Annotated in this window: 28 protein-coding genes; 19 read left to right on the top strand and 9 right to left on the bottom strand. The window is 35.5% G+C overall.

Annotated features, from left to right (window positions below):
* The 8 genes from MWJ95_RS00005 to MWJ95_RS00040 all read left to right on the top strand — a co-directional run.
* Positions 1-191: hypothetical protein (locus MWJ95_RS00005; protein WP_249103580.1), on the top strand; the 191-nt coding region annotated here is incomplete at its 5' end.
* 377 nt (positions 192-568) lie between these two features.
* The gene (locus tag MWJ95_RS00010; RefSeq protein ID WP_249103582.1) at positions 569-1,111 is read left to right on the top strand and encodes a sigma-70 family RNA polymerase sigma factor; all 543 of its coding nucleotides are present in this window, start codon (positions 569-571) and stop codon (positions 1,109-1,111) included.
* Positions 1,089-2,096: a DUF4179 domain-containing protein gene (locus tag MWJ95_RS00015; RefSeq protein ID WP_249103584.1), complete on the top strand. Its 1,008-nt coding sequence runs from the start codon at positions 1,089-1,091 to the stop codon at positions 2,094-2,096. The genes MWJ95_RS00010 and MWJ95_RS00015 overlap by 23 nt, the downstream gene beginning before the upstream one ends.
* A 187-nt stretch (positions 2,097-2,283) precedes the next feature.
* Complete coding sequence (locus MWJ95_RS00020; protein WP_249103586.1) at positions 2,284-2,568, top strand: hypothetical protein; 285 nt, start codon at positions 2,284-2,286, stop codon at positions 2,566-2,568.
* Between the two features lie 57 nt (positions 2,569-2,625).
* The gene (locus MWJ95_RS00025; RefSeq protein WP_249074382.1) at positions 2,626-2,802 is read left to right on the top strand and encodes a hypothetical protein; all 177 of its coding nucleotides are present in this window, start codon (positions 2,626-2,628) and stop codon (positions 2,800-2,802) included.
* Between the two features lie 668 nt (positions 2,803-3,470).
* The gene (locus tag MWJ95_RS00030) at positions 3,471-3,656 is read left to right on the top strand and encodes a hypothetical protein (RefSeq protein WP_249074381.1); all 186 of its coding nucleotides are present in this window, start codon (positions 3,471-3,473) and stop codon (positions 3,654-3,656) included.
* A 34-nt stretch (positions 3,657-3,690) separates the two neighbouring features.
* On the top strand, positions 3,691-3,888 hold the full coding sequence (locus MWJ95_RS00035; RefSeq protein WP_249074380.1) for a hypothetical protein: 198 nt from the start codon (positions 3,691-3,693) through the stop codon (positions 3,886-3,888).
* A 350-nt stretch (positions 3,889-4,238) separates the two neighbouring features.
* Positions 4,239-7,190, top strand: coding sequence for a hypothetical protein (locus MWJ95_RS00040; protein WP_249103588.1), 2,952 nt, complete (start codon positions 4,239-4,241; stop codon positions 7,188-7,190).
* 322 nt (positions 7,191-7,512) lie between these two features.
* On the opposite strand, the gene MWJ95_RS00045 is transcribed toward MWJ95_RS00040, so the two are convergent.
* Entirely contained in the window at positions 7,513-8,577 is a 1,065-nt protein-coding gene (locus MWJ95_RS00045) for a hypothetical protein (RefSeq protein WP_249103590.1), read from the bottom strand.
* Positions 8,578-8,670: 93 nt separating this feature from the next.
* Between MWJ95_RS00045 and MWJ95_RS24675 the strand changes: the two genes are divergently transcribed.
* The 6 genes from MWJ95_RS24675 (at position 8,671) to MWJ95_RS00070 (ending at position 11,655) form a co-directional block, all read left to right on the top strand.
* Complete coding sequence (locus tag MWJ95_RS24675) at positions 8,671-8,964, top strand: RHS repeat-associated core domain-containing protein (protein ID WP_481817336.1); 294 nt, start codon at positions 8,671-8,673, stop codon at positions 8,962-8,964.
* Between the two features lie 215 nt (positions 8,965-9,179).
* Positions 9,180-9,551: an SMI1/KNR4 family protein gene (locus MWJ95_RS00050; RefSeq protein ID WP_349294132.1), complete on the top strand. Its 372-nt coding sequence runs from the start codon at positions 9,180-9,182 to the stop codon at positions 9,549-9,551.
* A gap of 176 nt (positions 9,552-9,727) precedes the next feature.
* A complete protein-coding gene (locus MWJ95_RS00055; RefSeq protein WP_249103594.1) occupies positions 9,728-9,880 on the top strand; it encodes a hypothetical protein in 153 nt (50 codons plus the stop codon).
* Positions 9,881-9,913: 33 nt separating this feature from the next.
* On the top strand, positions 9,914-10,369 hold the full coding sequence (locus MWJ95_RS00060; RefSeq protein ID WP_249103596.1) for a leucine-rich repeat domain-containing protein: 456 nt from the start codon (positions 9,914-9,916) through the stop codon (positions 10,367-10,369).
* A 44-nt stretch (positions 10,370-10,413) separates the two neighbouring features.
* Positions 10,414-10,716 carry a hypothetical protein gene (locus MWJ95_RS00065; RefSeq protein WP_249103598.1) on the top strand — a complete coding sequence of 101 codons (303 nt, stop codon included), beginning with the start codon at positions 10,414-10,416 and terminating at the stop codon, positions 10,714-10,716.
* A gap of 321 nt (positions 10,717-11,037) precedes the next feature.
* The gene (locus MWJ95_RS00070) at positions 11,038-11,655 is read left to right on the top strand and encodes a hypothetical protein (RefSeq protein WP_249103601.1); all 618 of its coding nucleotides are present in this window, start codon (positions 11,038-11,040) and stop codon (positions 11,653-11,655) included.
* Between the two features lie 439 nt (positions 11,656-12,094).
* On the opposite strand, the gene rpoN is transcribed toward MWJ95_RS00070, so the two are convergent.
* The 7 genes from rpoN to MWJ95_RS00105 form a co-directional block, all read right to left on the bottom strand.
* Positions 12,095-13,432 carry an RNA polymerase factor sigma-54 gene (gene rpoN / locus MWJ95_RS00075; protein ID WP_249103602.1) on the bottom strand — a complete coding sequence of 446 codons (1,338 nt, stop codon included), beginning with the start codon at positions 13,430-13,432 and terminating at the stop codon, positions 12,095-12,097.
* Between the two features lie 224 nt (positions 13,433-13,656).
* Positions 13,657-15,177 (bottom strand): BCCT family transporter, encoded by a 1,521-nt coding sequence (locus tag MWJ95_RS00080; protein WP_249103604.1) that lies wholly within the window; start codon positions 15,175-15,177, stop codon positions 13,657-13,659.
* A gap of 43 nt (positions 15,178-15,220) precedes the next feature.
* The gene (locus tag MWJ95_RS00085) at positions 15,221-16,291 is read right to left on the bottom strand and encodes a tartrate dehydrogenase (protein WP_249103607.1); all 1,071 of its coding nucleotides are present in this window, start codon (positions 16,289-16,291) and stop codon (positions 15,221-15,223) included.
* A 25-nt stretch (positions 16,292-16,316) separates the two neighbouring features.
* Positions 16,317-17,741: an aldehyde dehydrogenase family protein gene (locus MWJ95_RS00090; protein ID WP_249103609.1), complete on the bottom strand. Its 1,425-nt coding sequence runs from the start codon at positions 17,739-17,741 to the stop codon at positions 16,317-16,319.
* Between the two features lies 1 nt (position 17,742).
* The gene (locus MWJ95_RS00095) at positions 17,743-18,831 is read right to left on the bottom strand and encodes an aromatic ring-hydroxylating oxygenase subunit alpha (RefSeq protein WP_249074371.1); all 1,089 of its coding nucleotides are present in this window, start codon (positions 18,829-18,831) and stop codon (positions 17,743-17,745) included.
* 42 nt (positions 18,832-18,873) lie between these two features.
* Positions 18,874-19,101, bottom strand: coding sequence for a ferredoxin (locus MWJ95_RS00100; RefSeq protein WP_249074370.1), 228 nt, complete (start codon positions 19,099-19,101; stop codon positions 18,874-18,876).
* Positions 19,102-20,109, bottom strand: coding sequence for an NAD(P)/FAD-dependent oxidoreductase (locus MWJ95_RS00105; RefSeq protein ID WP_249074449.1), 1,008 nt, complete (start codon positions 20,107-20,109; stop codon positions 19,102-19,104). It lies immediately after the preceding gene.
* 264 nt (positions 20,110-20,373) lie between these two features.
* On the opposite strand from MWJ95_RS00105, the gene MWJ95_RS00110 reads away from it, so the two are divergent.
* The 3 genes from MWJ95_RS00110 to MWJ95_RS00120 all read left to right on the top strand — a co-directional run bounded on the left by MWJ95_RS00110 (position 20,374) and on the right by MWJ95_RS00120 (position 23,758).
* Positions 20,374-21,723: a sigma-54 interaction domain-containing protein gene (locus MWJ95_RS00110; RefSeq protein ID WP_249074369.1), complete on the top strand. Its 1,350-nt coding sequence runs from the start codon at positions 20,374-20,376 to the stop codon at positions 21,721-21,723.
* Positions 21,724-21,864: 141 nt separating this feature from the next.
* Positions 21,865-22,740 (top strand): DMT family transporter, encoded by an 876-nt coding sequence (locus MWJ95_RS00115; protein WP_249074368.1) that lies wholly within the window; start codon positions 21,865-21,867, stop codon positions 22,738-22,740.
* Positions 22,741-22,897: 157 nt separating this feature from the next.
* Entirely contained in the window at positions 22,898-23,758 is an 861-nt protein-coding gene (locus tag MWJ95_RS00120) for an alpha/beta hydrolase (RefSeq protein ID WP_249074366.1), read from the top strand.
* 300 nt (positions 23,759-24,058) lie between these two features.
* On the opposite strand, the gene MWJ95_RS00125 is transcribed toward MWJ95_RS00120, so the two are convergent.
* Positions 24,059-24,502 (bottom strand): aminoacyl-tRNA deacylase, encoded by a 444-nt coding sequence (locus tag MWJ95_RS00125; RefSeq protein WP_249074364.1) that lies wholly within the window; start codon positions 24,500-24,502, stop codon positions 24,059-24,061.
* Positions 24,503-24,936: 434 nt separating this feature from the next.
* Here MWJ95_RS00125 and MWJ95_RS00130 point away from each other — a divergent pair, with 434 nt between their 5' ends.
* Both MWJ95_RS00130 and MWJ95_RS00135 read left to right on the top strand, forming a co-directional pair.
* Positions 24,937-25,296 carry a winged helix-turn-helix transcriptional regulator gene (locus tag MWJ95_RS00130; RefSeq protein WP_249074362.1) on the top strand — a complete coding sequence of 120 codons (360 nt, stop codon included), beginning with the start codon at positions 24,937-24,939 and terminating at the stop codon, positions 25,294-25,296.
* A 97-nt stretch (positions 25,297-25,393) separates the two neighbouring features.
* The gene (locus MWJ95_RS00135) at positions 25,394-25,810 is read left to right on the top strand and encodes a pyridoxamine 5'-phosphate oxidase family protein (protein ID WP_249074360.1); all 417 of its coding nucleotides are present in this window, start codon (positions 25,394-25,396) and stop codon (positions 25,808-25,810) included.
* Positions 25,811-25,951 lie beyond the last annotated feature (141 nt).

Raw genomic sequence — 25,951 nt, forward strand, 5'->3', positions numbered from 1 at the left:
GAGCGGACCCGATCACATTTGAGGCTAACCCGATCATATTCGGAGCGGACCCGATCACATTTGAGGCTAACCCGATCACATTCGGAGCGAACCCGATCATATTCGGAGCGGACCCGATCACATTTGAGGCTAACCCGATCACATTTGAGGCTAACCCGATCACATTCGGGGTGAACCCAATCACATTCTGAGCAGACATCTTTTTATAGAGCAGGAAGATGTTAATATGGATGAATTCCTGAAAAATATGGCGGAGAAGAAAATTGTAAGGTTAGCGTATTCTAAAGGAGGAGAAACAATCCATCGTGGATACTACAACGTAATAGGGGCTTTTTGTTGAGCTACTCCTTTAGTTTGTGAAAAAATTCTCTTAAAGTAACGGATCGTTATTTAAAGATCATCAAATATCTGACTACCTTATAGGAGCCTCTATTTTTTAATAAATATTTAATAAAACTCAGTTATAAATATTAAAAAGGACATATTCATTTGAATAGTTCTTTTTTATTTGAAAAAAATGCATCTTTTTTTTAAGGTACACTCTCTAATAGATAGGATGGTGAAAAATATGACTTTTAACGAAAAAAAAGTAAAACTAGCAATCAAAGGGGACCAAGAAGCATTGCTGTTTTTACTTAGCCAAGAAAAAGAGAAACTCTATAGGACTGCTTATAGCTATGTTCGTAATCAAGCGGATGCTCTAGACGCTTTCCAACAAACAGTGCTGCTGGCAATTGAGTCCATTCATCAGTTACGAGAGCCAAAATATTTCACGACATGGCTGATGAAAATTTGTATCAATGTATCACTTGGGATACTTCAAAAACAAAAGAAAGTGATTTTAATGGAAGAACTAAAATTTCAATCCAACTCTACCGAAATAGCAACATCTGATGAAAAGGTGGACTTACTTGATGCGATTTATCGATTAGATGAAAAATATAAAACAGTCCTTCTTTTAAAATATTATGGGGATTTAACTTTTGAACAAATAGCGGAGATACTAGGAGAACCGATTGGTACAGTCAAATCTAATGGTAAAAGAGCGTTAGAAAAAATCAAAAAAGGATTAAAAGGAGCGTACATAGATGAACGAACAAAACCAATTTAAAGAGGCAATTAATGAAATTCCTGTTCCTTCTAAAGAGTTAGATGCTATTTTGTCAGACGCCTTTAAAAAGGAGAAGAGGCATGTGAAATTCTCCTTCAAAAGTATGATTAAATATTCAGTAGCCGTGGGAATACTATTGATTGGTACAGTTTTAACAGCTTACGTATCGCCTGCGTTTGCTAAAGTTTTTACACAAATTCCGATCATTGGTCAGGCATTCGACTATTTCATCTTACAAGAAGACTACTATCAATCTTATGAGGAAATTAGTACTGATATTGGTTTATTTGAAAAAAGCAATGGCATAGAAATAAATATTCAGAAAGCATTTTACGATGGGAATATGGTAACCCTTTCATATATTATAAAAGGAGAAGAAGATTTAGGTTCTTTTCCAGATTTCGAGAATCTGCCAACTGGTATTAGTGGCGGTGGCTATAAAGGAGAGTATGTGGATGGTGTCGGTTATGTTGGCATGATGAGGTTGTCCATGCGTGATAATACACAAGACATAGTGAATATAAATTGGACTCCTCAAGCGATTATTTCAGAAGGGCAAAAAATTGAAGGCGATTGGCATTTTGAGTTTTCTTTAAATAAATTAGAAGGAGAACATATTGTGATACATAAACAAGTCAGTCAAGATGGTGTATCGGTTGAGTTAATCGACGCAGTCAAAACAGATGTTAATTTAACGATTAATTATTCACAAGATGTTGATCCTGCTATTCATGAAAGATGGATGGGGGTAGAAGCTGAGTTAAGTGCGATTGATAATTTAGGCAATAAATATAAAGTTCCTTATAACGGGGGAACTGGTACAAAGAATGGTAATTCGAGTGAAGATATCACATGGAATGCAACTATTCATGGTCTTAACCCAAAAGCAACATCCATAACGTTTTATCCTTTCGCTCATTTAAGTAATAGTCAAAGTGATAATAAACGAATTGATTTTGATCCTATTACAATAGAATTAAACTAGGGCATTATTTTTTCTAAGTAATGTAAAAAAAGCACTTAACCCCCATGAAAGAACTTAACCATCTTTCATGTTCTGGGTGAAGTGCTTTTTTGCGCTTCATGGAAAGCTAAACATTTGAAGAAGAGTTGCAAGAAACTTAAATAATAAATTAAACTTACTGGTAATCAATTTATAGGAGAGAAACGCAATGGGTCAACATGATAAAAGGAAAATATTTAAATACAATGAAGATGATATACTAGAGGTACTATCAGAATATCTTGGTGATGAAACTGGATTCGATACGTATCAGTCTACAGCTATGCTTTTAGGCACCCCAGGTAAAGACTTACGATTAATTGCTGTCATTGCCAACGGAAATGAAGGTGATATGACCAAGTTAAATTTAGAGGACATTGATAAAGAAATAGACTTTAACGGGACACATTCTGATTTAGATGATAGGTTTATATTAAATAAAACATTATCTTAGTCGACCAACGGAGCAGATGAGTGACAGAAGATAAAGAAATATAAGGGGAGGATATTGGTGGAAATAATTTTTATGTTTATCGCAGGATTTATTGTTTTTATTTTAGCTGTAATTGCAATTATTAAAGGAGTAACGCATAGAATAAAAAGTCCAACTGATGATTTAAAAGAAGAAATGTCAAATCTTAAAAAGAGAGTGAAAATGAAAAGAAAGCCTAATTATCTTTTCAATTAAAGGAACTTTAAGAATGGGACTGTGCTTATGATTAATGCAAGTCCTTTTATTATGCCTTCAAAATTGCTCCTACAGCTTGATACATGACTAGACAACGCTCATCAATGCTCACAGACTCGTTAATTGCTTATAAGAGGTGTCATTCATTCCGTCGCTTCAAGTTCTATCCATCAATCCAGAGGTTCTATCCACGACTTTGGAGGTTCTATCCGTCGTTTCAGTGTTTCTATTCGTCGCTTCAAGTTCTATCCATCAATCCAGAGGTTCTATCCACGACATTGAAGGTTCTATCCGTCACTTCGGAGGTTCTATCCACGACTTTGGAGGTTCTATCCGTCGTTTCAGTGTTTCTATCCGTCGCTTCAAGTTCTATCCATCAATCCAGAGGTTCTATCCACGACTTTGGAGGTTTTATCCGTCGTTTCAGTGTTTCTATCCGTCGTTTCAAGTTCTATCCATCAATCTAGGGGTTCTATCCACGACATTGAAGGTTCTATCCACCAATCCAGAGGTTCTATCCATCATTACAAAGTCTTATAACCGTAAATTCTTTTGTCGTGAATTCCTATTTGTCCACCAAATCACATCTCACAATGTTATAATAATTAAAATATAGACGGAATATTCAATCGATTGAGGGTGCAGAGCTGAAGAAGGAGAATGATTTAATGAGACGATTCTTTTGGTCATTTATTTCAGCAATCAGTGGGTTTCTTGTAGGTATGGCTATTTTTGACATGATTTACAGAAGTTTATCAAGCGTTTCCATTTTCATTTTAGTGATAGGCATTATTATGATGCTGATTAGTATTTGGGGATATAAAAAATATGTTGGGAAAAGGTTTACTGTTTAAACATAATTGCTTCTAGCTACTGTGAGGTGATCTGATGAACAAGGTTTTGGCGATGTCGATTTTGGGAATGGGTTTAGCCGGTGCCGTTTTAATTGTCTCGGTCGCTCTGTTGTTCAAATCCCCAGCTGAAAACGTGGTACAGATGGTTGCTGCTGCCTCAACAGTAGCTTATGCGGTGTTCGCTGTCGCGGCTCTAGTATTGCGAAAGCGCTTTGAGGACAAAGGAGAGTGATATTTCCATATTTGGTTTGAATATTTTAAGTACGCCTTATAATTTGGCAACAAGTGCTAAAAGTTATGGCAGTTAGCTAAAACGGGTCAATATACAATTAGTATTATTAATAAAGTCGGAATTTAGGAGTAGGCAAATTTGTCTACTCTTTTTTATTTAGAATGATTTTAAACAGGAGATTGGAAGATAGACTCCCCATCACAACTCGAACCCTTTTGGCATTGAACAAAACAACCTAGCACCGAAATTTGGATTTCAATATATGTTAAAAAAACCACGAAAGTTGGGTTAGGGTATGTATGAGTAAAATAGTAAAATTTATATATACCTAAAAGAAAGGAGGATTATAAATGTATGAAAAAATAATGAAAAAGTTTAGGTATTTTATAACGATCGTTTTTGTAGTTTTTTCCTCAACTTTTGTGAGTTATCGATCTGCTTATGCTTTAGAGGATTCATCAAACAAAAATACAGCGGGAAATGAATCCAGCGAAGGTTCCCAAAACGAAAATACAGTCGGAGATGAATCCAGCGAAGGTTCCCAAAACGAAAATACAGCAGTAGGTGAATCCAGCGAAGATTTATCAAACGAAAATACAACCGGAAGTGAATCCAGTGAAGGTTCCCAAAACGAAAATACAGCAGGAGATGAATCCAGCGAAGGTTTCCAAAACGAAAATACAGCAGGAGATGAATCCAGCGAAGGTTTCCAAAACGAAAATACAGCCAGAGATGAATTAAGCGATGCTTCCCAAAACGAAAATACAGCTGAAGGCGAATCCAGAGATGCTTTCCAAAACGAAAATACAGCAGGAGATGAATCTAGCGAAGGTTTCCAAAATGAAAATAAGGCAGGAGATGAATTAAGCGATGCTTCCCAAAACGAAAATACAGTAGAAGACGACTTCGACATATACAAAGCTGTTCTCCAAGACGATTTCGACTTCAACCAATTTTTAGACAAAGTTCTTCCAAACAAAACTTTGGGAGAACAAATCATATATCTTGAGGGTATTGTAGGCGGGAGAAATTTAGACAAATTAATCGATATTCTTATCGAAAATGATAAAATAGAATCTATTGGATCGATCCTCAAAGTTTATAGTGAGTATCTATTTACTATCAGAGAGGCGCAAAAAAATACAGCAGAAGACAACATATACAATGCTGTTCTCCAAGACGATTTCGATTTCAACCAATTTTTAGACAAAGTTCTTCAAAACAAAACTTTGGACGAACAAATCATATATTTTAATGCAATAGACAAGTTCAAAGTATTGCAAACTCTTAAAAGCAACAATGCTAAATATGATCAATTTGATCAATTCGTAACAGCTTACAATGATTTTAAATACAATCTAACTATCAGAGAGATATACGAAAATACAGCAGAAGACGACTTATATAAAGACTTATACCAAGCTGCTCACCAAGACGACTTCGACTTCAACCAATTTTTAGACAAAGTTCTTAAAGACAAAACTTTGGACGAACAAATCAAGTATTTTAATGCTATAAGCTGGGAAAGAATGTATATTCTTCTTCAAGGTCCTCAAGGAAATAAAAAATATGACCAATACAAAGCAGCTAGCGAGGATTTTGAGAACAATCTATATAGCAGAGAGTTACACGAAAATATCAGAGAGTTATATGAAAATACAGCAGAAGACGACTTATATAAAGACTTCTACCAAGCTGTTTTCCAAATCGACTTTAACGACAAATACAGCGTATACAACGACTTATACAGAAGTTTAGACAAAGTTCTTCAAAACAAAACTTTGGACGAAAAAGTCATATATTTAAAGAATATAGACAAACTAGACGATATTTTTAAAAACAGGAAGATACGCTATGACAAATACGGCGTTTCAGAACCTGGATATGGAGAACCATTAGAAAGAATTTGGGACGATACTAAACAAGATTATATATTCGATCTACTTTACAGAGATGAATACTTGGAGCAAATGGAAAAAGATAGATTGCAATATGCAGACCATAATGTATATGGAGATGTAGATCCTTATGATTGGGATTTTTATGGATCCTTCCTGGCCGATTTTGCACTCACCGAAAAACGAATAGAGGGGGAGCGGTTGTTATATGAAAATCTCACGGTTGATGATGCTAAAAGAAGGTGGTTAGTTGAATATTCTTGGTATGAATTCTTTGATGAGCATTCTAACCCTTCCATGGCTGAAGCAATACGCAGATCTGTATCGAGTGTGGAGGCGCTGTATTCTGGAACTAAGATTACTCCTATTTCTCTTTACGGTAAACCGTTTGTGTCGAAAGAAATGAATGGGTGGTCCAATGACCCTGAAGATATGTTTTATGTGATAGTGACAACCGACGGTAAGATATACCTAAATGGTCAGCTACTCAAAAATCCCAATATGATTGATGACGGTGGGGTTAAAGGTGAACCAAGCGAAGGTTCATCCAACGAAAATACATCTGGAGGAGAAACAAGCGAAGGGTCCTTCAACGAAACTAGATCCGGAGGTGAAACAAAAGAAGGCTCCTCCAACGAAAATACTTCCGAAGGTGAAACAAGCGAAGGTTCATCCAATGAAAATACATCTGGAGGTGAACCAAGTGAAGATTCATTAAACGAAAAAATAGCTGGTGACGAACCAAGCGAAGATCCATCGAACGAAAAAACAGCTGGTGACAAATTAAGCGAAGATCTATCGAACGAAAAAACAGTTGGTGACAAATCAAGCGAAGATCCAACAAACGAAAATCCAGTCGGTGACGAAACAGGCGAAGATCCATCGAACGAAAATCCAATCGGTGACGAAACAGGCGAAGATCCAACAAACGAAAATCCAGTCGGTGACGAAACAGGCGAAGATCCATCGAACGAAAATCCAGCTGGTGGCGAACCAAGCGAAGGTTCATCAAATGAAACTACAACTGATGATGAAACAAGCGAAGATCCATCGAACGAAAATCCAGCTGGTGGCGAACCAAGCGAAGGTTCATCAAATGAAACTACAACTGATGATGAAACAAGCGAAGATCCATCGAACGAAAATCCAGCTGGTGGCGAACCAAGCGAAGGTTCATCAAATGAAACTACAACTGATGATGAAACAAGCGAAAATCCATCGAATGAAAAAACAGCTGGTGACGAACCAAGCGAAGATTTATCCAACGATACTATACCTAGAATAAGATTTGAGGACGAACATAGCGGCCGTCGAAGATTTGAAAAAAATGATGATTTTGTGACGGTAGAAGATGAAGATCAACATGTATCAAGCTATCTCGAATTCTCTGTATCAGGCAAATAGATTAGTGTGATCATCTGAATGTTTATGAGGGAATTACTATTTAAGTTTATTGTCTAAAGAGAATAATTTCACTTTAATCGAAATAATGGTCAGATATTTCCGAATTGATGAAAATGAAGTTTTATTCGTAAAATTTAAAAGGCAAGCAGTCCTAGGTGATTTCGTCAACCATAGGATTGCTTGTCTTCTTTTATTGTAAAACTAAAAGCAGACGCTTTCAAAAGTTCATTAGTCGTGTAAAATAATGTGGACATGTGCAATGTATTTGTACATTGTCAATATTATTTCCTTTATTTAACGAGAAATTCTTTAATATATTTAATTACTCTGTAATCAGTATCGCCGCTGGGGTGTTAAGCGAGCCAGCTGTAGAAGTATAGACTGAATGTGTAACACTAGTTCCTTTAGGTACAGGAACTGTAGCAATCAGAACACCTTGGGTATTGGAAGACAATGTAGGAACACCAAAAGTTGTACCGTTGTTCCAACGCACAGCACCGCCGTATGAACCTCCACGACCTGTCAAATATACCTTTAATGTCTTATCGGCTTGAGTTGGATTATTGAAAGTGATATTAGCCTTGTAAATAACACCATAATGCCCCTTATTAGTCGCTACAGCATCGCCAGGCATGTAGCTAGTGTCTTTAGTCATTAAGTTGTCATTATCTCCATTATTTATGGAGAAACTTTTATTGCCGTCTCCGACAGTATACAGAGCAGCAGAGCCACCTGAAGTACCAAAGCCGTCGATATTGGAAAAGTTCCAAGAACCACGCGGATGAGTCCCAACTGGTGACACAACTGGATTTTGATTACTACGAAGATTGGCAGTAGTACTTTTAGCAGCTACTGTTCTGACTTTATAAGACATTGCAGAACTAGACGATAAAGTAAACTCAATAATTCCACCCACCAAATAACCATTTGGTACTTGCCATTCTTTAAGTAATCCAACTTTCCCCGCTGCAATGGAACTATCAACCGGAGAACTAGGAGTTAATGTATTTCCGAGTAAAGCTTTTGCGGCACATTTCCCATGAGCTACAAAGCCGGTAATAGTAGCGATACAGTCTTTAACACCAGAGACTTGATAAGTACTGCCACTTGAACCATTACCAATGGTAACACCGAACTTGATAGTCGCACCTGTGTTATTTAGATGCCAAACAAACATCCGATAAGTTACACTCTTTAATCCAGATGCAGTATCTGCCCAAAGCGTTGCATAACCATTAGTAAATGGAACAGAGCTACTAATAGTTTCTGGATTATCAGACAAGAAAAAACGTTGATTATTACTTGCTTTACCGTATAACTTTAAAGATGGTACCACATTTGGGATTGTCACCGCAGTTAAATCAGATTGAGAACATGAAACAGCCATTTTTATTTCCTCCTAAAAAGTTATTTGAGATGTGAGACTAGTGGATGTCGTTGATTAAGGTTATCCGCGATTTCTCGCTCTCATATAGTTAAAGTGTTAAAGAGGGGGAATAAAACAACCTTCATTATATTTTTTTTGCAATCGATTAGTGGAAGTTATTTATCGAGTGGTTTTCAAGCAGAAACAAAGCTGTACTATTTACAAGCTCGTTACTACGATCCAGCAACAGCACGTTTCATTTCTCGTAACCCTGATCTAGGAGACGAAGATGAATCTACATGTACATATTGTTCAAGTACGGAAAAATTAGCAGCAGATCATGTAACTCAAGTAAAGGGTCAAAAAATTCTCAAACTCAATAGAGACCTCAGAAATAAAACTTATTAATATGAAAGGTTGGTTATGATGGAAAAGTTGTGGCAGGAATATAAAAACTGGTTCAAAAAATATCCACAAATAGTAAATTCACTATTTAGGTGCTACGAGTGAAGAAATTAATATGGTAGAAATGACCATTGGGATAACTTTGCCGATGGAGCTTAGAAAAATTTTATCCGATAATAATGGACAAGATGATGAAGAAGTAGGCATTAGAGTATAGTATATTATCAACTCATGATATTATTGATATTTGGGGAATACTGAGAGATCTATTGGAACGAAATGAATTTGATGATTTTGAATCAGTAGAAGCAATTGGTCCAGTTAAAACGGAGTCTTGGTGGAATGTAAAGTGGATACCGTTCGCGGAAAGTACGTCAGGAGATTTACTTTGCATTGATTTAGACCCAGCAAATGGAGGGGAAGTTGGTCAAATTATTACATTTTGGCATGATTGGAAGCAACGGAAAGTAATAGCACCTAATTTAGAATCCTTCATTTATGAAACTCTAACTACATTGAATTCAGAAAAGTACCAAGGGAAAATATACGAGACTGACGAAGTTTTTGAAATAGGGGAATTTCTAGTATAGTTGTCGTCTTTAATATACGAGATCAATTTATAACTTTTGCATAATTAATTGAAAGTTTTATTTTGCTGACCTTGGGGCCCTGTCCTCAAGGTCTTTTATATCCCTCCAGTCTATTGAAGAATATTTTCAGGTCGAGGAAATATCTTAAAATGGGAAAGTTTTAAGGAGTGAAGTTGATGGAGTTTTGGGAATTGTGTACAGTCCCCTATGCAGATTTACCAAGAAAAATTTATTATGGACAGGATTTAAAAGAAAAAGCGGAGAAACCTGAATTTGAAAAAGTGGAGTATATTGCGCTTTGCACATATAAAGAGAAAAAGAGTAAATAGAGCAACTTTTACCATTTTTGTGAGTTCCCAAACTTGTTGAGTGTTGATTTATCTCTCACAAATATTACAGATTTTGATGATTTTACAAAATGTCAAAAGATAAAACGAATTGAAACCGCTTATTGTAGAAATTTAACTTCCTTTAAAGGAGTCAGTCAACTAGCAGATACACTCGAAGTATTACTTATATCCAATGCTAAAAAATTGAAAATTGATGATGAATTACTTCAGTTGAGTAATTTAAAAAGTTTAGATTTAAACTCAACCTATCCAATTGAAGATTTGTCTTTCTTGAAAAATTTCCCTAAACTTGAGTCCTTTAGATTTTTTGATACAAATATTATTGATGGGGATTTAACACCAATCATTGAACATCCGAATATTGTGTTCGCTGGTTATTATAATAAACGACATTATAATATTAAAGCAGATGAAATGGATAAAGTTTTGAAAGAAAAAGAGAGGAGAATTCTCGATGAAGGGTATTAATAAAAGCTTACTTAATAGAAAATTATGTTATAGGGTGGATTTTTATGGATATTAAAGCAACGTCTGATAAAAAGAAGGAAATGTTATTTACTAAATATGGTAAACTAAGCATAGAGAAAGAAGAAAATCCTAAGAGTAAATTTTATGTAGGTATACTCGATAGGTTTAGTAAACCATTAAGTATTAAGGAAGCTGAAAATCTTCTTATATCTTATACTCCATCGAATAAGAGAACACAAAACTTTATTTTGAACAAGAGACTAAATTTCTTAAGTTTTTTAAGTTTGCTTATGAATTTAATGGTGAAAAACCTGTTTATGTATTTTGCCCAGAATTTTTCGATTTAAAAAGAAAAGCATACACTGCAATAATTAACACATTTAATGATAACGATAAAAAGCTGTTAAAAATGTTACTCAAAAATACAAATAAAAAATATGATACTTTTAAAGTTGATAATGAAGAACTACTACAACTATTTGCAAAATTATCACTAAGAGAGTTATGCTTCTCAAACTTCTTTTTTGATGAATCTAGTTCTATAATAATTGGGAATTATGAATTAAATTTTCCTGTTTATTGTTTACCCGAGTTTTCAATGAAAATTTACGAGAAAAAAGCGACAGATTTGGGATTATACATCAGGTAGAAAAGTAGGTCGAGTATAAATGAACTTTAAGAATTTTTTTGTAAATGAAGAGAAGGAATTTGACGAATTAAAAAAGTTAATCTACTCTACATTTCATTTCGGTCGAACATTTCCTGAACAGGTTTTTGAAGAGGAATATAAGCATTTTAAGTTTGAAGAATTTGATTGGACAATGAGCGATGAATTTTGGACAACATTAAAAAAATTAGCTACTAAATCAAAAGATGATTTTGTTCTAGTGGCAGTGTTAGAGCCAAATCCAGAAGAATATTTTTATAAAGAATTCCAATATTACAATTGGATTAAAATGCCTGTTTGGATAGATGAGGATGATTACTACGATATTCTTGAATTTGGACCAAAGGAAAGCCCAGCTGATGCAGTATTATATAACTCTAGCGTAATGATCTGGTTATCTCCATCATTAGAATGGGCTATTTGGGGAGAAAGAGAATTTGGAGTTTGTGTTATTGCGTTTAATGATACTGCTGTAGAAAATAAGTTAATTCCAGATTTGATAACTTGGCATACACTTGATGACACAGTGTTAGCATGGATTGAAATGAATTTTAGAAATCAGCGCCTATATCAAAAAAACATACAGGCTTTAAAAATCAATTATACTGACAATAAATGATCGTAAATGGCTGTTTTATTGTGAAACGATTGATTATTGTTTCAATGTCGTCTATGTTGCATTATTGATATAAGGCGAAAACATCGTATGAAGAGCCGACATGGGAAGTTAGGGATAGTAAATGGGTAAAAGAAAACATGATGTCAGGCGATCCCTTTGTCCGAACTAGCCTAAATCATGTGTTAATAAGTAGAGGGCGAACAGTTTAGTTATCGGGATCAAGTCCCATTGAACCTCCTTCGAAACAGAAAAGTCTCCTGTTCACCAGTCAGCTGCAAATCCTAACCTGTATTGGCTAGTTAAGTAGAAAGGGCTTGCAGACCTAGCCAATACAAGCTGAACGAACTATGCCGACCGACGAACAGAAGACAAAGGAACCTCAGGGGTGTTTTTGAAAACAACTTGTAATTGCAATTTAGGTATAAAACTATTCATGAAATTATATCTGTGCCCTATTAAATGAACTCAAAATATTCATTTCTTCTCGATATTTTGCTACGGTCCTTCTAGAAATTTTTTTGCCTTCATCGCACAAAATTTGAGTAATCTGTTGATCAGAAATAGGCTTTTCTTTTTTTTCAGCATCGATAAGTTTCTTTATTTGCTGTTTTATATGTATAACAGAATCTATCTCACCAGATTCGTTAACAATTCCTTTCGTAAATAAAGAGCGTAGAGCATATATCCCTTGAGGTGTTTGAATGTATTTACCTCGTATTGTTCGACTAATCGTAGTTTCATGTACGTTTAATTTTTGCGCAACATCCTTTAAAAGCATAGGCTTTAAAGCTATTAAGCCATTATGAAAGAAGTCGCTCTGGATATCTAATAATATTTGTACTAGCTCATAAATCGTTTTGTTACGCAGTTCAATCCCTTGTATCAAATTAAGTGCATCTTGCAAGGTCTGCTTATAATACAGTGCATAATCTGCATTATCTTTTAAAATTTTTGCGTAATATTCATTAATGGAAAGGGAAGGTAAATGCCCTTGATTTAGCTTGATAATCCATTCGCCTTCAAACTTCATAACCTCGACATCTGGTATGATATATGTCGCTATTTCCGCTTTATCAGTCGATATAATAGGCTTTAAATTTTTTATATAGTCAACTATCTCTTTCATTTCCTGTAAAGGTACTTTATATTTTTTGCTTAATTGTTTAAGAGAGTTCGATGATAAAAGCTTTAAATCATTGGCAATGATTTTTGGCGCCAGTTCTGGTGCTGACGGATCGTTAGTTATTTGGATAAATAAATATTCTTGATAGTTACGTGCTCCAACTCCTATAGGCTCAAAACTCTTTAACATACTTAGAATGCTTTCTATATGCTCACAAGTCGTTTGGAATTGTATAGCTACAGCCTCCATATCAATATCCAAAAACAATCTCTCATCTAAAGAGTAAATAAGGAATTTCAATATTTTCAAATCACTCTGGCTTATTCCTTTATGTAATGGTATTTGTTCCAATAACATCTCTATATAACTTTCCTTTTGCTGAAGGCGTGCTTCAACAAAATCAAAATCTATGTGGTTGGTTTGATATTTATTTTTAAGGCCAGCATCGGGAGATATAAAAGCAAGTTTCATTATATCTTCATAGTCCAATTTTACTTTTGCATCTTCAACGACTAACAAAAGATTTTCATTGCCTTTTTCATAAATATATTGCTCTAATGCACTATGTGAAAATTTAAGAATTTCTAGATGATGAATCAAATGAGGGCTTAATGTTTGGATAATTTGCTGTGATTGATGTGTTCCTAATTGCATTTTAGATGCCTCCTTTTGCTTTAATTGAAAGTTATATTTAGGAATTAATTTTGAGGAGTTTTCCTCGCAAACTTAGAAAAATCAAGTATATTACGATAAAAAATACTGTTAATCCTACATATAAATTTACTAAGGAGAATTAATAGCAAAAGACGAAAAACTATCGCCTTTGCTATTATTCTAATAAGCACGAAAAAGGTAGTGGAAATACGATTTACTAGATGTCATTCCAATTTATTAGAAGAAGTGTCCTCTTTATTTTCTCTTAAAGATTTAACAAGTGCTGCAATCATTAATGCCGTTACGAATATTAATGGGAAGCCTGTGATAATGGATAACGTTTGTAGTGCTTTTAAACCATCTCCATACATTAAGATAATAGAAATACTCGTTAATAAAATCCCCCAGAATACGCGATACCAGCGAGCAGGTTCTTCACCCATTTCTAAGTTTTTCGATGCTACATCAGACAATGTAAAGGCAGCAGAGTTTACGGTTGTAGCTAGGAATATTGCAGCTACTAGTAAGTAAAGAATCATAACAATAAATCCTAGCGGCATGGATGTTAATGCCGTTATGATCGCGGCTTCTGTACCTTGAGTTTGTAAATTGTCGAGAATAGGAGCTACTCCCTTTAGCTCATAGAAGAAAGCTGTGTTACCAAATATAACGAATGACAACCAACATCCTAAAGTACCACCAATTAGCTGACCAAGGATTAGTTGCCGAATTGTACGCCCCTGAGAAACACGAGCAGCAAACATACCAGTGAATGGTGCATAGGAGAACCACCAACCCCAGTAGAACAATGTCCAAGCTTCACTAAATCCAGAGTTACCTACAGGATCTGTATAAAGGCTCATTCTGAAGAAGTTGTTTAGTAAAACACCTACGCTTTCAGAGAAATTTGCAATAATAAATGCTGTTGGACCAAAAATAAAGATGAAAATTAATAGTGCCACATATAAGTATAAGTTCCAGTCACTTAATAATTTCAATCCTTTATGTAATCCAAAATACAAACAGATACTGAAGAAAATAGTTAACGCAATAATAATCCATAAGTTAAGGGTTGTTGTTTTTTCCAAACCGAAGATATAGTGTAAACCTTCTGCCAATAAAGGAGTTCCTAATGCTAATGAAGTGCCAATACCACCAATAAGTCCAAACATGAAACTAACATCAATAATTTTCCCCAGTAAACCATCAGCACGATCACCGATAATTGCACGACAAGTACTACTTAATCGGAAGTTTTTTTCTTTACGAACATATACTGCATATGAAATTGGAATAGAAGGTAAGCAGTATATGGCCCATGCAGAGAAGCCCCAGTGGAACATCCCATAAGTTTGTGCAAAGCCAGCTGCTTCTAGCCCCATCGGCTCCATGCCGAACGGTGGGGACGAATAATAAAATGCCCATTCAATAACTCCCCAGTACATAATTCCGGAACCAATACCAGCAGTGAAAATCAATGCTAACCAGCTAAATGTCGAGAGTTGGGGGCGCTCATTTCCCAATTTTATTTTTCCATATTTACTAAAAGCAAGATAAAGCAAAAAAAAGAAAATAATTAAACATGCCCAGAGATAAAGCGAGCCTAGATTACCTGTTAAAAAACTCAAAATCGAGTTTAAAAATGAAGTACCTGCTTCTTTCGCAATTAAAATTCCAGCAATTAAGACAGTTATCAGTGAAAGGGCTATCCCTAGTATTTGACGATCAATTGTTTGAAAACGCATACATATCCCCCCAGGATAGGGTAGCTGACATAGTCAGCTACTCTTAATACAAGCTTTTGAAATGTCGGATAACGGCATCACCAACTTCATTCGTCGAAGATGCTCCATTTAAATCTTTTGTTAAAAATTTGCCTTCTTGCAAAGTTAATTCGATTGCTTGAATGATATTCTCACTATGTTCAGGGTAACCTAGGTGTTCTACCATCTGAGCTGCCGACCATATTGTAGCAAGTGGATTTGCTTTTTGTTGATGCGCTATATCTGGTGCTGAACCGTGAACAGGTTCAAACATTGATGGAAATTTTCCTTCAGGGTTAATATTCGCACCTGTTGCTAGTCCAATTCCTCCAGCGATAGCCGCGCCAACATCTGTCAAAATATCTCCAAACAAATTAGTAGTAACAACGATTTCGAAGCGTTTTGGATTTGTCAGCATCAGCATTGCTGCTGCGTCTACTAAGTATGAGTGTGTTGCTACATCAGGGTACTCTTCGGAAAGCTCATCGAAGACAGCGTCCCAGAATACCATAGAATGATTAAGTGCGTTAGCCTTACTAATACTTGTTAACGATTTTTTCTCTTTTCGAGCTAACTCAAAAGCATAGCGCATAATTCTTTCCGTTCCTCTTCTTGAGAAAATGGAATTTTGAATGACGACTTCTTCCGGCTTACCTTTGTATAAATGATTGCCGATTCCTGAATATTCACCTTCGCTATTTTCGCGAACGCAAGTCATTTGAATATCTTTTTGTTCAGCTCCAATAAGGCGTTTTGGAGCTCCATTGAGAAGACGAATTGGACGTAAGTTTACATATTGATCGAAGCTTTGGCGAATGATTAACAATAAATCCCAGAGGGAAATGTGGTCAGGTACTCCTGGATAACCAACAGCACCTAAATATATTGCATCGAATTTTGATAGTTGCTCAATCCCATCGTCAGCCATCATTTTTCCATGCTTCAAATAATACTCGCATCCCCATGGAAAGTAAGAAAAATTAAACTCTATTGTTTTATCAATCTCAGAAAGTACGCGAAGTAGCTTCACACCCTCAGCGATTACTTCAGGACCAATCCCATCTCCAGGTATAACAGCAATGTCAAATTTGTTCATAGATAAACTAACCCTTCTTTCACAATTAAGATTGGTTCCAGATGATCAACTTCATCTCAGTCATTTCTTCGATTGCATATTTTAAGCCTTCACGACCTGTACCACTATTTTTAATACCGCCATAAGGCATGTGATCTACACGGAATGTTGGCACATCATTGATAATAACGCCACCCACCTCTAAGTTGTCCGCAGCTAATAATGCATTTGGCACATTATTTGTGTAAATACCCGCTTGTAAGCCGAATTCTGAATTATTTACGGCGCCAATGGCATCATTTATTTCTTTAAATGTGTTCACTACCACTATAGGAGCGAACACTTCATTACAAGATACTTTTAAGAAATCTTTAGCATCCAAAATAATTGTTGGCTTTAAAACGCCATTTTCCTCATGACCTCCAGTGATAATTTGTGCGCCGTTTTCTTCTGCTTCGCGAATCCAATCTAGCGAGCGTTGTAAATCCCCTGGTGATACCAGGGCAGAAATATCAGTATCTTCAGCTAGTGGATCACCGAGCTTTAATTGATTAGTAGCATTGATAAATAGCTCAACAAAAGTGCTAGCTACGTCCTCATGAACATAAATACGTTGAGTAGAAATACAAACTTGTCCCTGGTTGGAAAATGCCCCCATAACACAACGATCAATAATGGATGAAACATCTACATCTTTATCAATAATTAGCGCTGAGTTTGAGCCTAACTCTAATGTAGTGCGCTTGAATCCAGCTTTTTGAGAAATTTGGTAGCCGATCTTGGGACTTCCTGTAAATGTAATCATTTTAATCTCATCATGTGCTAATAATAAATCGCCGATTACACTACCTGGCCCAGTTACTACGTTTAATACGCCATCTGGTAGACCAGCTTCTTTGAATAAACCTGCAATATATAACGCAGATAAAGGGGTTTGAGAAGCAGGTTTTAAAACGATTGAATTGCCTGCAGCGATAGCAGGCCCCACTTTATGAGCGACTAGATTGAAAGGGAAATTAAACGGTGTGATAGCACCTATTACTCCTAGCGGCTCTCGTTTTGTATAACCAAATCGATTTTCTCCGCTTTGCGCAGCATCTAATGGAATCACTTCACCATAAATGCGTTTTGCTTCCTCTGCGGCAAATTGGTATGTTTCAATCGTTCTGGCAATTTCAGCACGTGCATATTTTAAAGGTTTGGCAAGCTCCAGTGCGATAATTTGCGCTGCCTCTTCTTTGCGTTCCTCTAATAGCTTCGAAACTTTTTCTAATATTCCGAATCTTTTATGGGCAGTGAATTTTGAAAAACTTTTGAAGCTTTGTGAAGCATGTGATATAGCTGCATTCACTTGTGATTCATTGGCAATGGCAATTTCAGCAATTAAATCTTTAGAGTAAGGAGTGTAGAGAGAAGAATAATTTTCCGTCTCTACTTCTTTACCAGCGATGAATAAATTATATTTTTTCATATTATTTACCTAAAGCCTCCATTACTAAATGATGGAATTGAACAATTGCTAATTCAGATGGCGAATAATGTCCTTTCGTAAATGCCTGTGACTTAAAGCCGATTTGCTCCAGTTCAACTAGTTCGATATCCTCTACGCGAACCTGCTCTGCGAAAGACATTAAATCACGTTCTTCTTGTGAAATCTTTTCTAAGCTATCCTCTCGGAAATAGTAGGTGTAAACAATCGTTGTATTTTCATGATCGATTGGTACTAGCTCTATCGAAGCGATGTTTCCTGGACCTGGATAAACCGTTAACATTAAGTTTGGATACAACCAGTAAAATTCACCTCCACGTAATTCAGCCGAATCTAAGTCAACATCACCCATTTGTTTGTCTGGTTGAACGATTGATGTTTGGAACGAATAATTTTCACACGTAAAGATTTGGTAAGCATCCATATCTAATGTAGCGATAAAGCTTGGGTGAGCAACGTGGCAATGATCACACTCTAAATAGTTGTCATTGAACGCTTTCCAATTCGCTTTTAAGTGACGTGTTTTACGATAAGTGAACGTTAAATCTGATAAGAAACCTAGCTTTTCTAAACGCTCATGTAAATCCCCATATGTTTCAATTAATGGCTTCGCTTCTTCATCAAAATTGATGAAAATAAGTGAGCTCATTGTTTCAAGACGAATAGTACGTAAGCATGCATCTTTTACGCACTCGTCTTCACTTGGGAAGTTTGGAGCGCGGTTCAGTGAGCCATCCGTTTTGAATGACCAGCCATGATACATACATGTGAAAATTTTACGTTTCCCAGAATCCTGTTTTTCTAATTTTGTTGCACGATGAGGACATACGTTATAGAATGCGCGTAATTCACTATCGAAGCCACGAGTAATAATAATTGGTTCCCCTAATACGTCGGCAGTAAAGAATTGTCCATTTTCTTGAACTTGATTCAAATGCCCAACTAGATGCCAAGTTTTATTGAAAATATGTTTTTTCTCCTCTTCCAAAATTGCTGGGCTTGTGTACATCTCATAAGGCATAATACGAGAATAAACTTTGTTTGATAAGTCTTGAACTTTGTTGTAAGCCATTTAAAATTCCCCCTCAGAAAATTAATATTATAATATATATCACTAGTCAAATGGACTATCAGATACCAAGATTGAACCGGATGGACAGCCTTCAACTGCATCCTCTAAATCATCTAAAAAATCGTCTGGTACAGCCGTGCACCCTTTATTATCATCTAAAGTACAGAATGCGTAGCCATCTGCTGTGTAATTAAATAGGTCTGGAGCGTTAGGATTACAAGAGCCACATGCGATACAAGTGGTACGATTTACTTTAGTGTATTGTGCCATTTAAAAACCTTCTTTCGCACCCATGATGGATGTGCTGTGTTGTGGTTGTACTGTTGCTTCAGGATTGATGGAAACCTTTGCATTACTTATAGCGATTGGTGCTTCACCAAAACCTGTTGCGATTAGCTTTACTTTTCCATCGTATGTACAAATATCTCCAACTGCATAAATGCCTTCGATATTTGTCTGCATTTTTGAATTGACTACGATAGATTGTTCTTTTATTTCTAATCCCCAGTTAGCGATTGGTCCTAGAGAAGAGATAAAGCCAAAGTTGACTAATACGTCGTCAATATCATTCAATACTTTTTGTTCATCAGCTTTTGCATGCTTTAAAACTACTTGTTCAACTTTGGAATCTCCTACAAAGCGATCTGGTCGATAGGGAGTAACAATTTCAACTTTAGATTGCAGTAGTTGTGACACACTATGCTCATGTGCTCTAAATTTATCTCGACGGTGTATTAGGTAAACTTTATTCGCAATAGGCTCAAGCATTAACGCCCAATCTACTGCAGAGTCTCCACCACCTAAAATTGCTACATTTTTGGATTGGAATTGATCCATATTTTGAACGAAATAATGAACATTCGCGTCTTTAAAATGTTCTTCGTTTGGAACACCAGCTAGTTTCGGTGTAAATGAACCATTTCCAGCTGAAATGATAATTGTCTTTGAATAATGCTTTTGAATAGTTGTTTCAATTTCAAAATATCCATTGTCTAATTTTGTAATAGTAACAACTGACTCCCCTAAGCTTTTTAACACAGGGAATTGCTCCATCTGTTCTATTAAATTATCAATTAGCTCCTGCGCGCGAATTTTTGGAAACCCCGCAATATCATAGATATATTTTTCGGGATATAATGTTGAAAGCTGACCTCCTAGAATAGGGAGGCTATCAATTATATTTACAGACATTTCTCTCATACCAGCATAAAATGCCGTGAAAATGCCAACAGGTCCTCCCCCGATAATAGTTGTGTCATAGTATTTTTCCTCAGAAATTGTTGACACGGTTGAATCATCCTCCTTTTATGAAATAAATAAGGCATCAGTGACTCTTTACGAAATTGAAATCGAACTATATTATTTATTAAAGTTAATAGCGCCTATACATATCTACTAGCAGGAAGCGTGCCAATCTCTAAAAATGTTGAAATTTAAAGAGTTTAATTTTTAGAATATTAAAAAAACCATTGCATTGATTCATTTTTGGTTCATAAATAGAGGGTTTTGATTCACTTTTGGTTCAAAATAAGGGGGGAAAGCATGGAATTAACATTAGATTTTCTAGTTGAATTATTAGATTACGCATCTGATGAGATCTATGTACTTGATAAGGATTTAAAAATAATATTCGTTAATAAAGCTTGTGAGCGGCATTATGGCTTGAGGAAAGATGAAGTGCTTGGTAAACATAATGATGAATTTTTAGAAAGAGGCTTTTGGAAGCCATCTATCATCCCTAGTGTGCTAGAAAACGAAGATATGATTACGTTAAAGCAACGTACTTTTATAGGAAAAGAGCTACTTACACGAGCATATAAAATTAGAGATGATCATGGGGAGCTGCGTTATATTCTTTGTACAGCTACTGATATTCATGCATTAGAACGCAGACAATATGAAGAAAAAATTCAACGAAAAGAAGATGTGTTGCAAATAAAAACACCGACATTAGTATTTAAAAGCAAAAAGATACAATCCATTTTAGATTTCTGTAAAAAGATTGCTAAAACAGATACAACAATTCTTATTCATGGTGAGTCTGGAACAGGTAAGGGAGTTTTCGCCAAATATATACATGCGATTAGTACAAGGGCTAACCAAGCATTTGTCAGCATCAACTGTGCCTCTTTGCCAGTAGATTTAGTAGAATCAGAGTTATTTGGCTATGAAAGTGGAGCTTTCACTGGGGCAAAATCGAAAGGTAAGGAAGGTCTATTTTCAATAGCAAATGGAGGCACAATTTTCCTTGATGAGATTGGAGAACTGCATTTATCGACTCAGGCAAAACTATTGCAGGCCATTCAGGAAAAAACGTTTATGCCTATCGGATCTACTAAAGAAAAGACAGTAGATGTTCGAATCATAACGGCTACAAATAGAGATTTATGGAGGATGGTTGAGGCGGGCACATTTAGGGAGGACTTATTTTATCGATTAAACGTCATTGATATCGAAATGCCTCCTTTAAGAGAAAGAAAAGAGGATGTGCTGCCTTTAATTTACTCCTATTTACACAAGTTCAATGAAAAATTCCAAATGAGTAAGACCATTTCAGATCGTTGTATCAGCGTGCTAACACAGTATGAGTGGCCAGGAAATGTGAGGCAGCTAGAGAATTTAATGGAGCGATTAGTACTCACAAGTGATTATGTGATTGATGTTACAGATTTACCAGATGTTATTATGGACAACATTGATGGGAAGTTAGATTTGAATGAGGATGAGGAAATGTGGACGTTAGATAATCGAATTGAAATAGTAACGAAGCAGATTGTAGAAGAGGCCTATCAATTGAAGAGAACAACTCGTGAAGTTGCGAAATATTTAGGTATTAGCCAATCACGTGCAACGAGATTAATTCAAAAATATAAAATAAATGAAAATCTATAAAATGAGATTTCTGTTTAAAAAATAAGTATTCGTAAATGAGGAGAGCTATGAATGATTTCATGCTCACCTTGTTTACGAATTTTTTTGGTATGAAAACTGCTTATGAAAAAGGTAATAGGATAAAGAAAGTAGGAATGTTGTATGACTCACAAACAAGCAACTATTATTTTATTTGTCGTTTCTATTGCCTGGGGATCCTCATATATTTTTATGAAGATGATGGATAGCTATGATTCACTATATTCAATCATTATTTTTCGATTTGGCATAGCATTCATTCTAATTTTCCTTGTATTTTTCAAAAAGATGCTATCGGTCGATTTGAAAACGTTGGGATATAGTGCGATATCTGGTACTTTAATATTCGCTACATATTTAGCATTAATGTACGGTATAAAAACAACTTCAGCTTCTACAGCAGGTTTTTTAGCGAGTACTTCTGTCATATTCGTTCCGTTATTTATAGCGATTAAAACTAGAAGATTACCAGCTAAAAAAATTATCATTGGTGTCGTGTTTGTCATGACAGGCATGTTATTTTTGTCTTTAGGTGATGGATTAGTACTCACGACAGGTTCGATATTTTGTATAGTAACGGCGATTGTCTATGCGTGTCATATTCTTTTGACGAATGTGTTTATACGTAAAGTAGATGCATTTTTATTAGGAGCCTATCAATTGGCCTATACAAGTATTTATGGTGTTATTTTTAGCTTTTTTACGAATACGTTTTTTGTTCCAAATAAATTTATAGAATGGGTACCAATACTAGGTCTTGCTATCTTTTGTTCTGCGTTTGCATTCGTGATGCAAACGATTGCCCAACAATATACATCTCCAGAAAGTACTGCCTTTTTATTTGCATTAGAGCCGATATTTGCAACTATTTTTGCCATTATCTTTTTAAATGAAATGTTTACGGCGTTAGAGTTTTTTGGAGCGGCCTTGATATTGGTTGGGGTAGGTATTGTTAACTTACAGCCAAGAAAACCTAACATCAATTATGTTGAGACATAGTTGTATCCGGATTTTTCTAACATGCTAATGGTTAACTGGTCAGCACTGTATATGTGGTCAAGATGCAACAGGATAATAACGAGAATTAGTTAAAGGACATAAACAGGGGGAAAGCGAATAGTATTTATAGCAGAGGTTACATAGGTGGAGGTCTGTGATGAAAAATTTTTCTGTTACCTTAAAAGAGGGGCAAATATTGAATTATAAGGTTTATGGTAGTAATGATAATAGTAGAGCTGTCATTTATTTTCATGGTTTTGGTTCATCAGCTTCTGGATTATACATAAATGAAACTGATTTAGATATTAAAAATGTATACATTATAGCTGTAAATCGACCTGGTTATGGAAATACTAGTCTGAAAAACTATAATATGACTGGCTTTTCTAAAGATATTAAAACGCTACTAGAAAAACTCAACTTAGATAAAGTAGATATAGTTGGTTGGTCAGCGGGAGGATTGTATGCACAAGTTTTTGCCTCAATGTATCCTGAGTATGTTAAGTCTTTAACCCTCGTAGGCAGCGCTATTCCGTTGAAAGGGGAAATAACGAAGAATGCTTTACCACTCAATTGGAGGTTCATCAGTTTTTTAAATAGTTATTTTCCTTTTATGATAAAATATCATTTTAAACAGTTAAGCAAAAAGATCAATCAATCTTTGCAAACAGTCGTCAAAGACTCTATTGATAAAATGCCAGAGGCGGATCAGGAAGTCGCCAATCAAAAGTATTATCAAGAGGCCATAGTTAAAGGGACTATAGACGCTTATCAAAATAAAGGGGTAGCAGTATTTAAAGACGCACTAGCAATGACTGAAAAAATCTCCATTAGCTATGATATGAAGTCTTATAAAGTATATATTTGGCATGGAGACAAGGATCCTATTTGGCCTTTGCAGACTGCCAATGTGCTAAATAAGTTATATACAGGTTGTTCGTTTAAAATAATAAAAAATCAAGGGCACTTACTCTACCTTAGCCATTTTGATGAAATATTAAACGAAATCAATAAATGACCAGGACTCATTTTAAAATTCAATTTATCCTTTAAAATTTAGAATTTGTTGCTATAGAGATAGCTAGATGATTAGACAATCAAGCATTTGATAGGTTTTAGGAATTGATACTGGAGCATTTAGTGGTGATGCCAATTGCACTATTGTAAGGCTAATCCGTTCTGCAATAGAGGAGGGTCATAAAAGATGCGGTGAGTTCCCTATAAAAATACTTAAAGTTGGTATTTGAGCAGAACTAGAAAAATTCAAGAAGTAGTTGGCGTATCAAGAGAAAAAAGAGATTTTCCCTCTTTTTTCTTATTAAAATGTAACTATTACGTGGTTTAACTCATTTAGTGCTTGAGGTTCAATTTTTAAGGTAAATGTTGATTGACCAGAGCCTCCATAAATAAAGTCATACTTAAAAAGTTGTTTATCTATCGCATAAGGTATAGGAAGTCCCACCATTGGGACATTTCCGACTTCAAATCCTGTTACCTTTTTAACTTCTTTTTGAGACGCCATTTTTACTTTAGTACAATTTAGAATGTCAGCTATTTTATCGAAATCTACTTTACCTACGTTTCCTGATATAACCAAGGCAAAGAAACCTTTATCTGTTTTTAGTATCAATGTTGGTGCTGTTTGTCCGACTTCTATCCCAAAATACTCTGAACCATCTTGTGCAGAATGAATATTTTTTTCGTGATGAATTACTTCATAGGTATATTTACTCTTCTCTAAAATCCTTTTTAATACCTTCAAAAAAACACCCCCATGTATATTGTTGTGAACTATTAAATTACCTGCTTCCTACCGCATCGCTATGCTCAAACAGAAATAATATGCGAATCAGCAAAAGGAAAATGTTCGCCCGCTACCCTATGCTCTTGTATATAAAGTAGCATTTTCCTCATGTGCTAGGCTTGAGCCAATACCAAACTACTTCCCACCTCATACCCCATTGGTAAATCAGCATAAGCAGCTGCTTCAATAGGAATACGCATATTAATATTGTAAAAAGATAACTCCATTGAGTATAGAAAAAAGTTATTTCAAAAAATGCTAAAAAGTCAACAAAAGTTGATTTGGAAATCTATATAGGAGCTGTTTATACTAATTACCGAATGTTTTAAAGAATATGAAAGAGATACTTTTCACTTTGTTAAGGAAGAAAAAAATGCTGGAGGCGAACATAGATGAAAATGAGAAATCAATATACGTGTCCGTTAGAATTTACCCATGATATAACAAAAGGAAAATGGAAGCCTATAATTCTATGGCAACTTGCCAAAGGACCTACTTCACTTTCGCAGCTTGTTAGAGATATTCAAGGAATTACTCAAAAAGTGTTATTAGAGCATCTAAGCGATTTAATAGAATTCAACATTGTGGAAAAAACATCCTTTGAAGGATATCCATTAAAAGTAGAGTATCGTTTAAGCGAAAGAGGCAAAAAACTCTACGAAGCAGTAGAAATTATGCAAAATGTCGGTATTCAATTAATGCAAGAGCATGGAATGGAAGATTTCTTAAAACGGAAGGGATTCATTGAATAAAAAAGATACTTACGAAAAAGTGGGTACTGTTCGATGGTTTTAAAGCTCCGTATACTGTTTCTAGACAGTATTGGATTAGAAAGGAGTATATACGTAAATGAACAATTTACAGAATTCAGTTAATAGGCTGCTAGAACAGCAAAATACAGCATTTGTAGGTTCCATCGATCAAGAAGGTTTTCCTCAGGTGAAGGCTATGCTTGCACCACGCGTAAGGGAGGGATTCCATACTTTTTATTTTACAACGAATACATCCTCTATGCGGGTAGCGCAATTTCGTCATGAACAAAGAGCAAGTGTTTACTTTTGCGATCAACTGCGTTTTGAAGGAGTTATGTTTAAGGGGACTATGGAAGTGTTAGAAGATCCGGTAGCTAAGCAGTTAATCTGGCAAGATGGCGACACTCTTTATTATCCTCTTGGTGTAACGGATCCTGATTACTGTGTTTTAAAATTTACCAGCTTGTCTGGAAGGTATTATAACAATTTTTCTTCCAAAAGCTTTGAAGTGTAATGAAGAGAATTATGTTTAACAGAATCAACTGGAAAGCAAGATGATTTAGAAAATTTGCTCATGGTAATAAAGTTGAGAAAAAAATATGTATTAAAGGATAAAAAAACGGGCCCCGCCATTCCTACGCGAGTAGCTCACGTA

The sequence above is a fragment of the Lysinibacillus sp. Bpr_S20 genome (assembly GCF_023337835.1).
Taxonomy (GTDB): domain Bacteria; phylum Bacillota; class Bacilli; order Bacillales_A; family Planococcaceae; genus Lysinibacillus.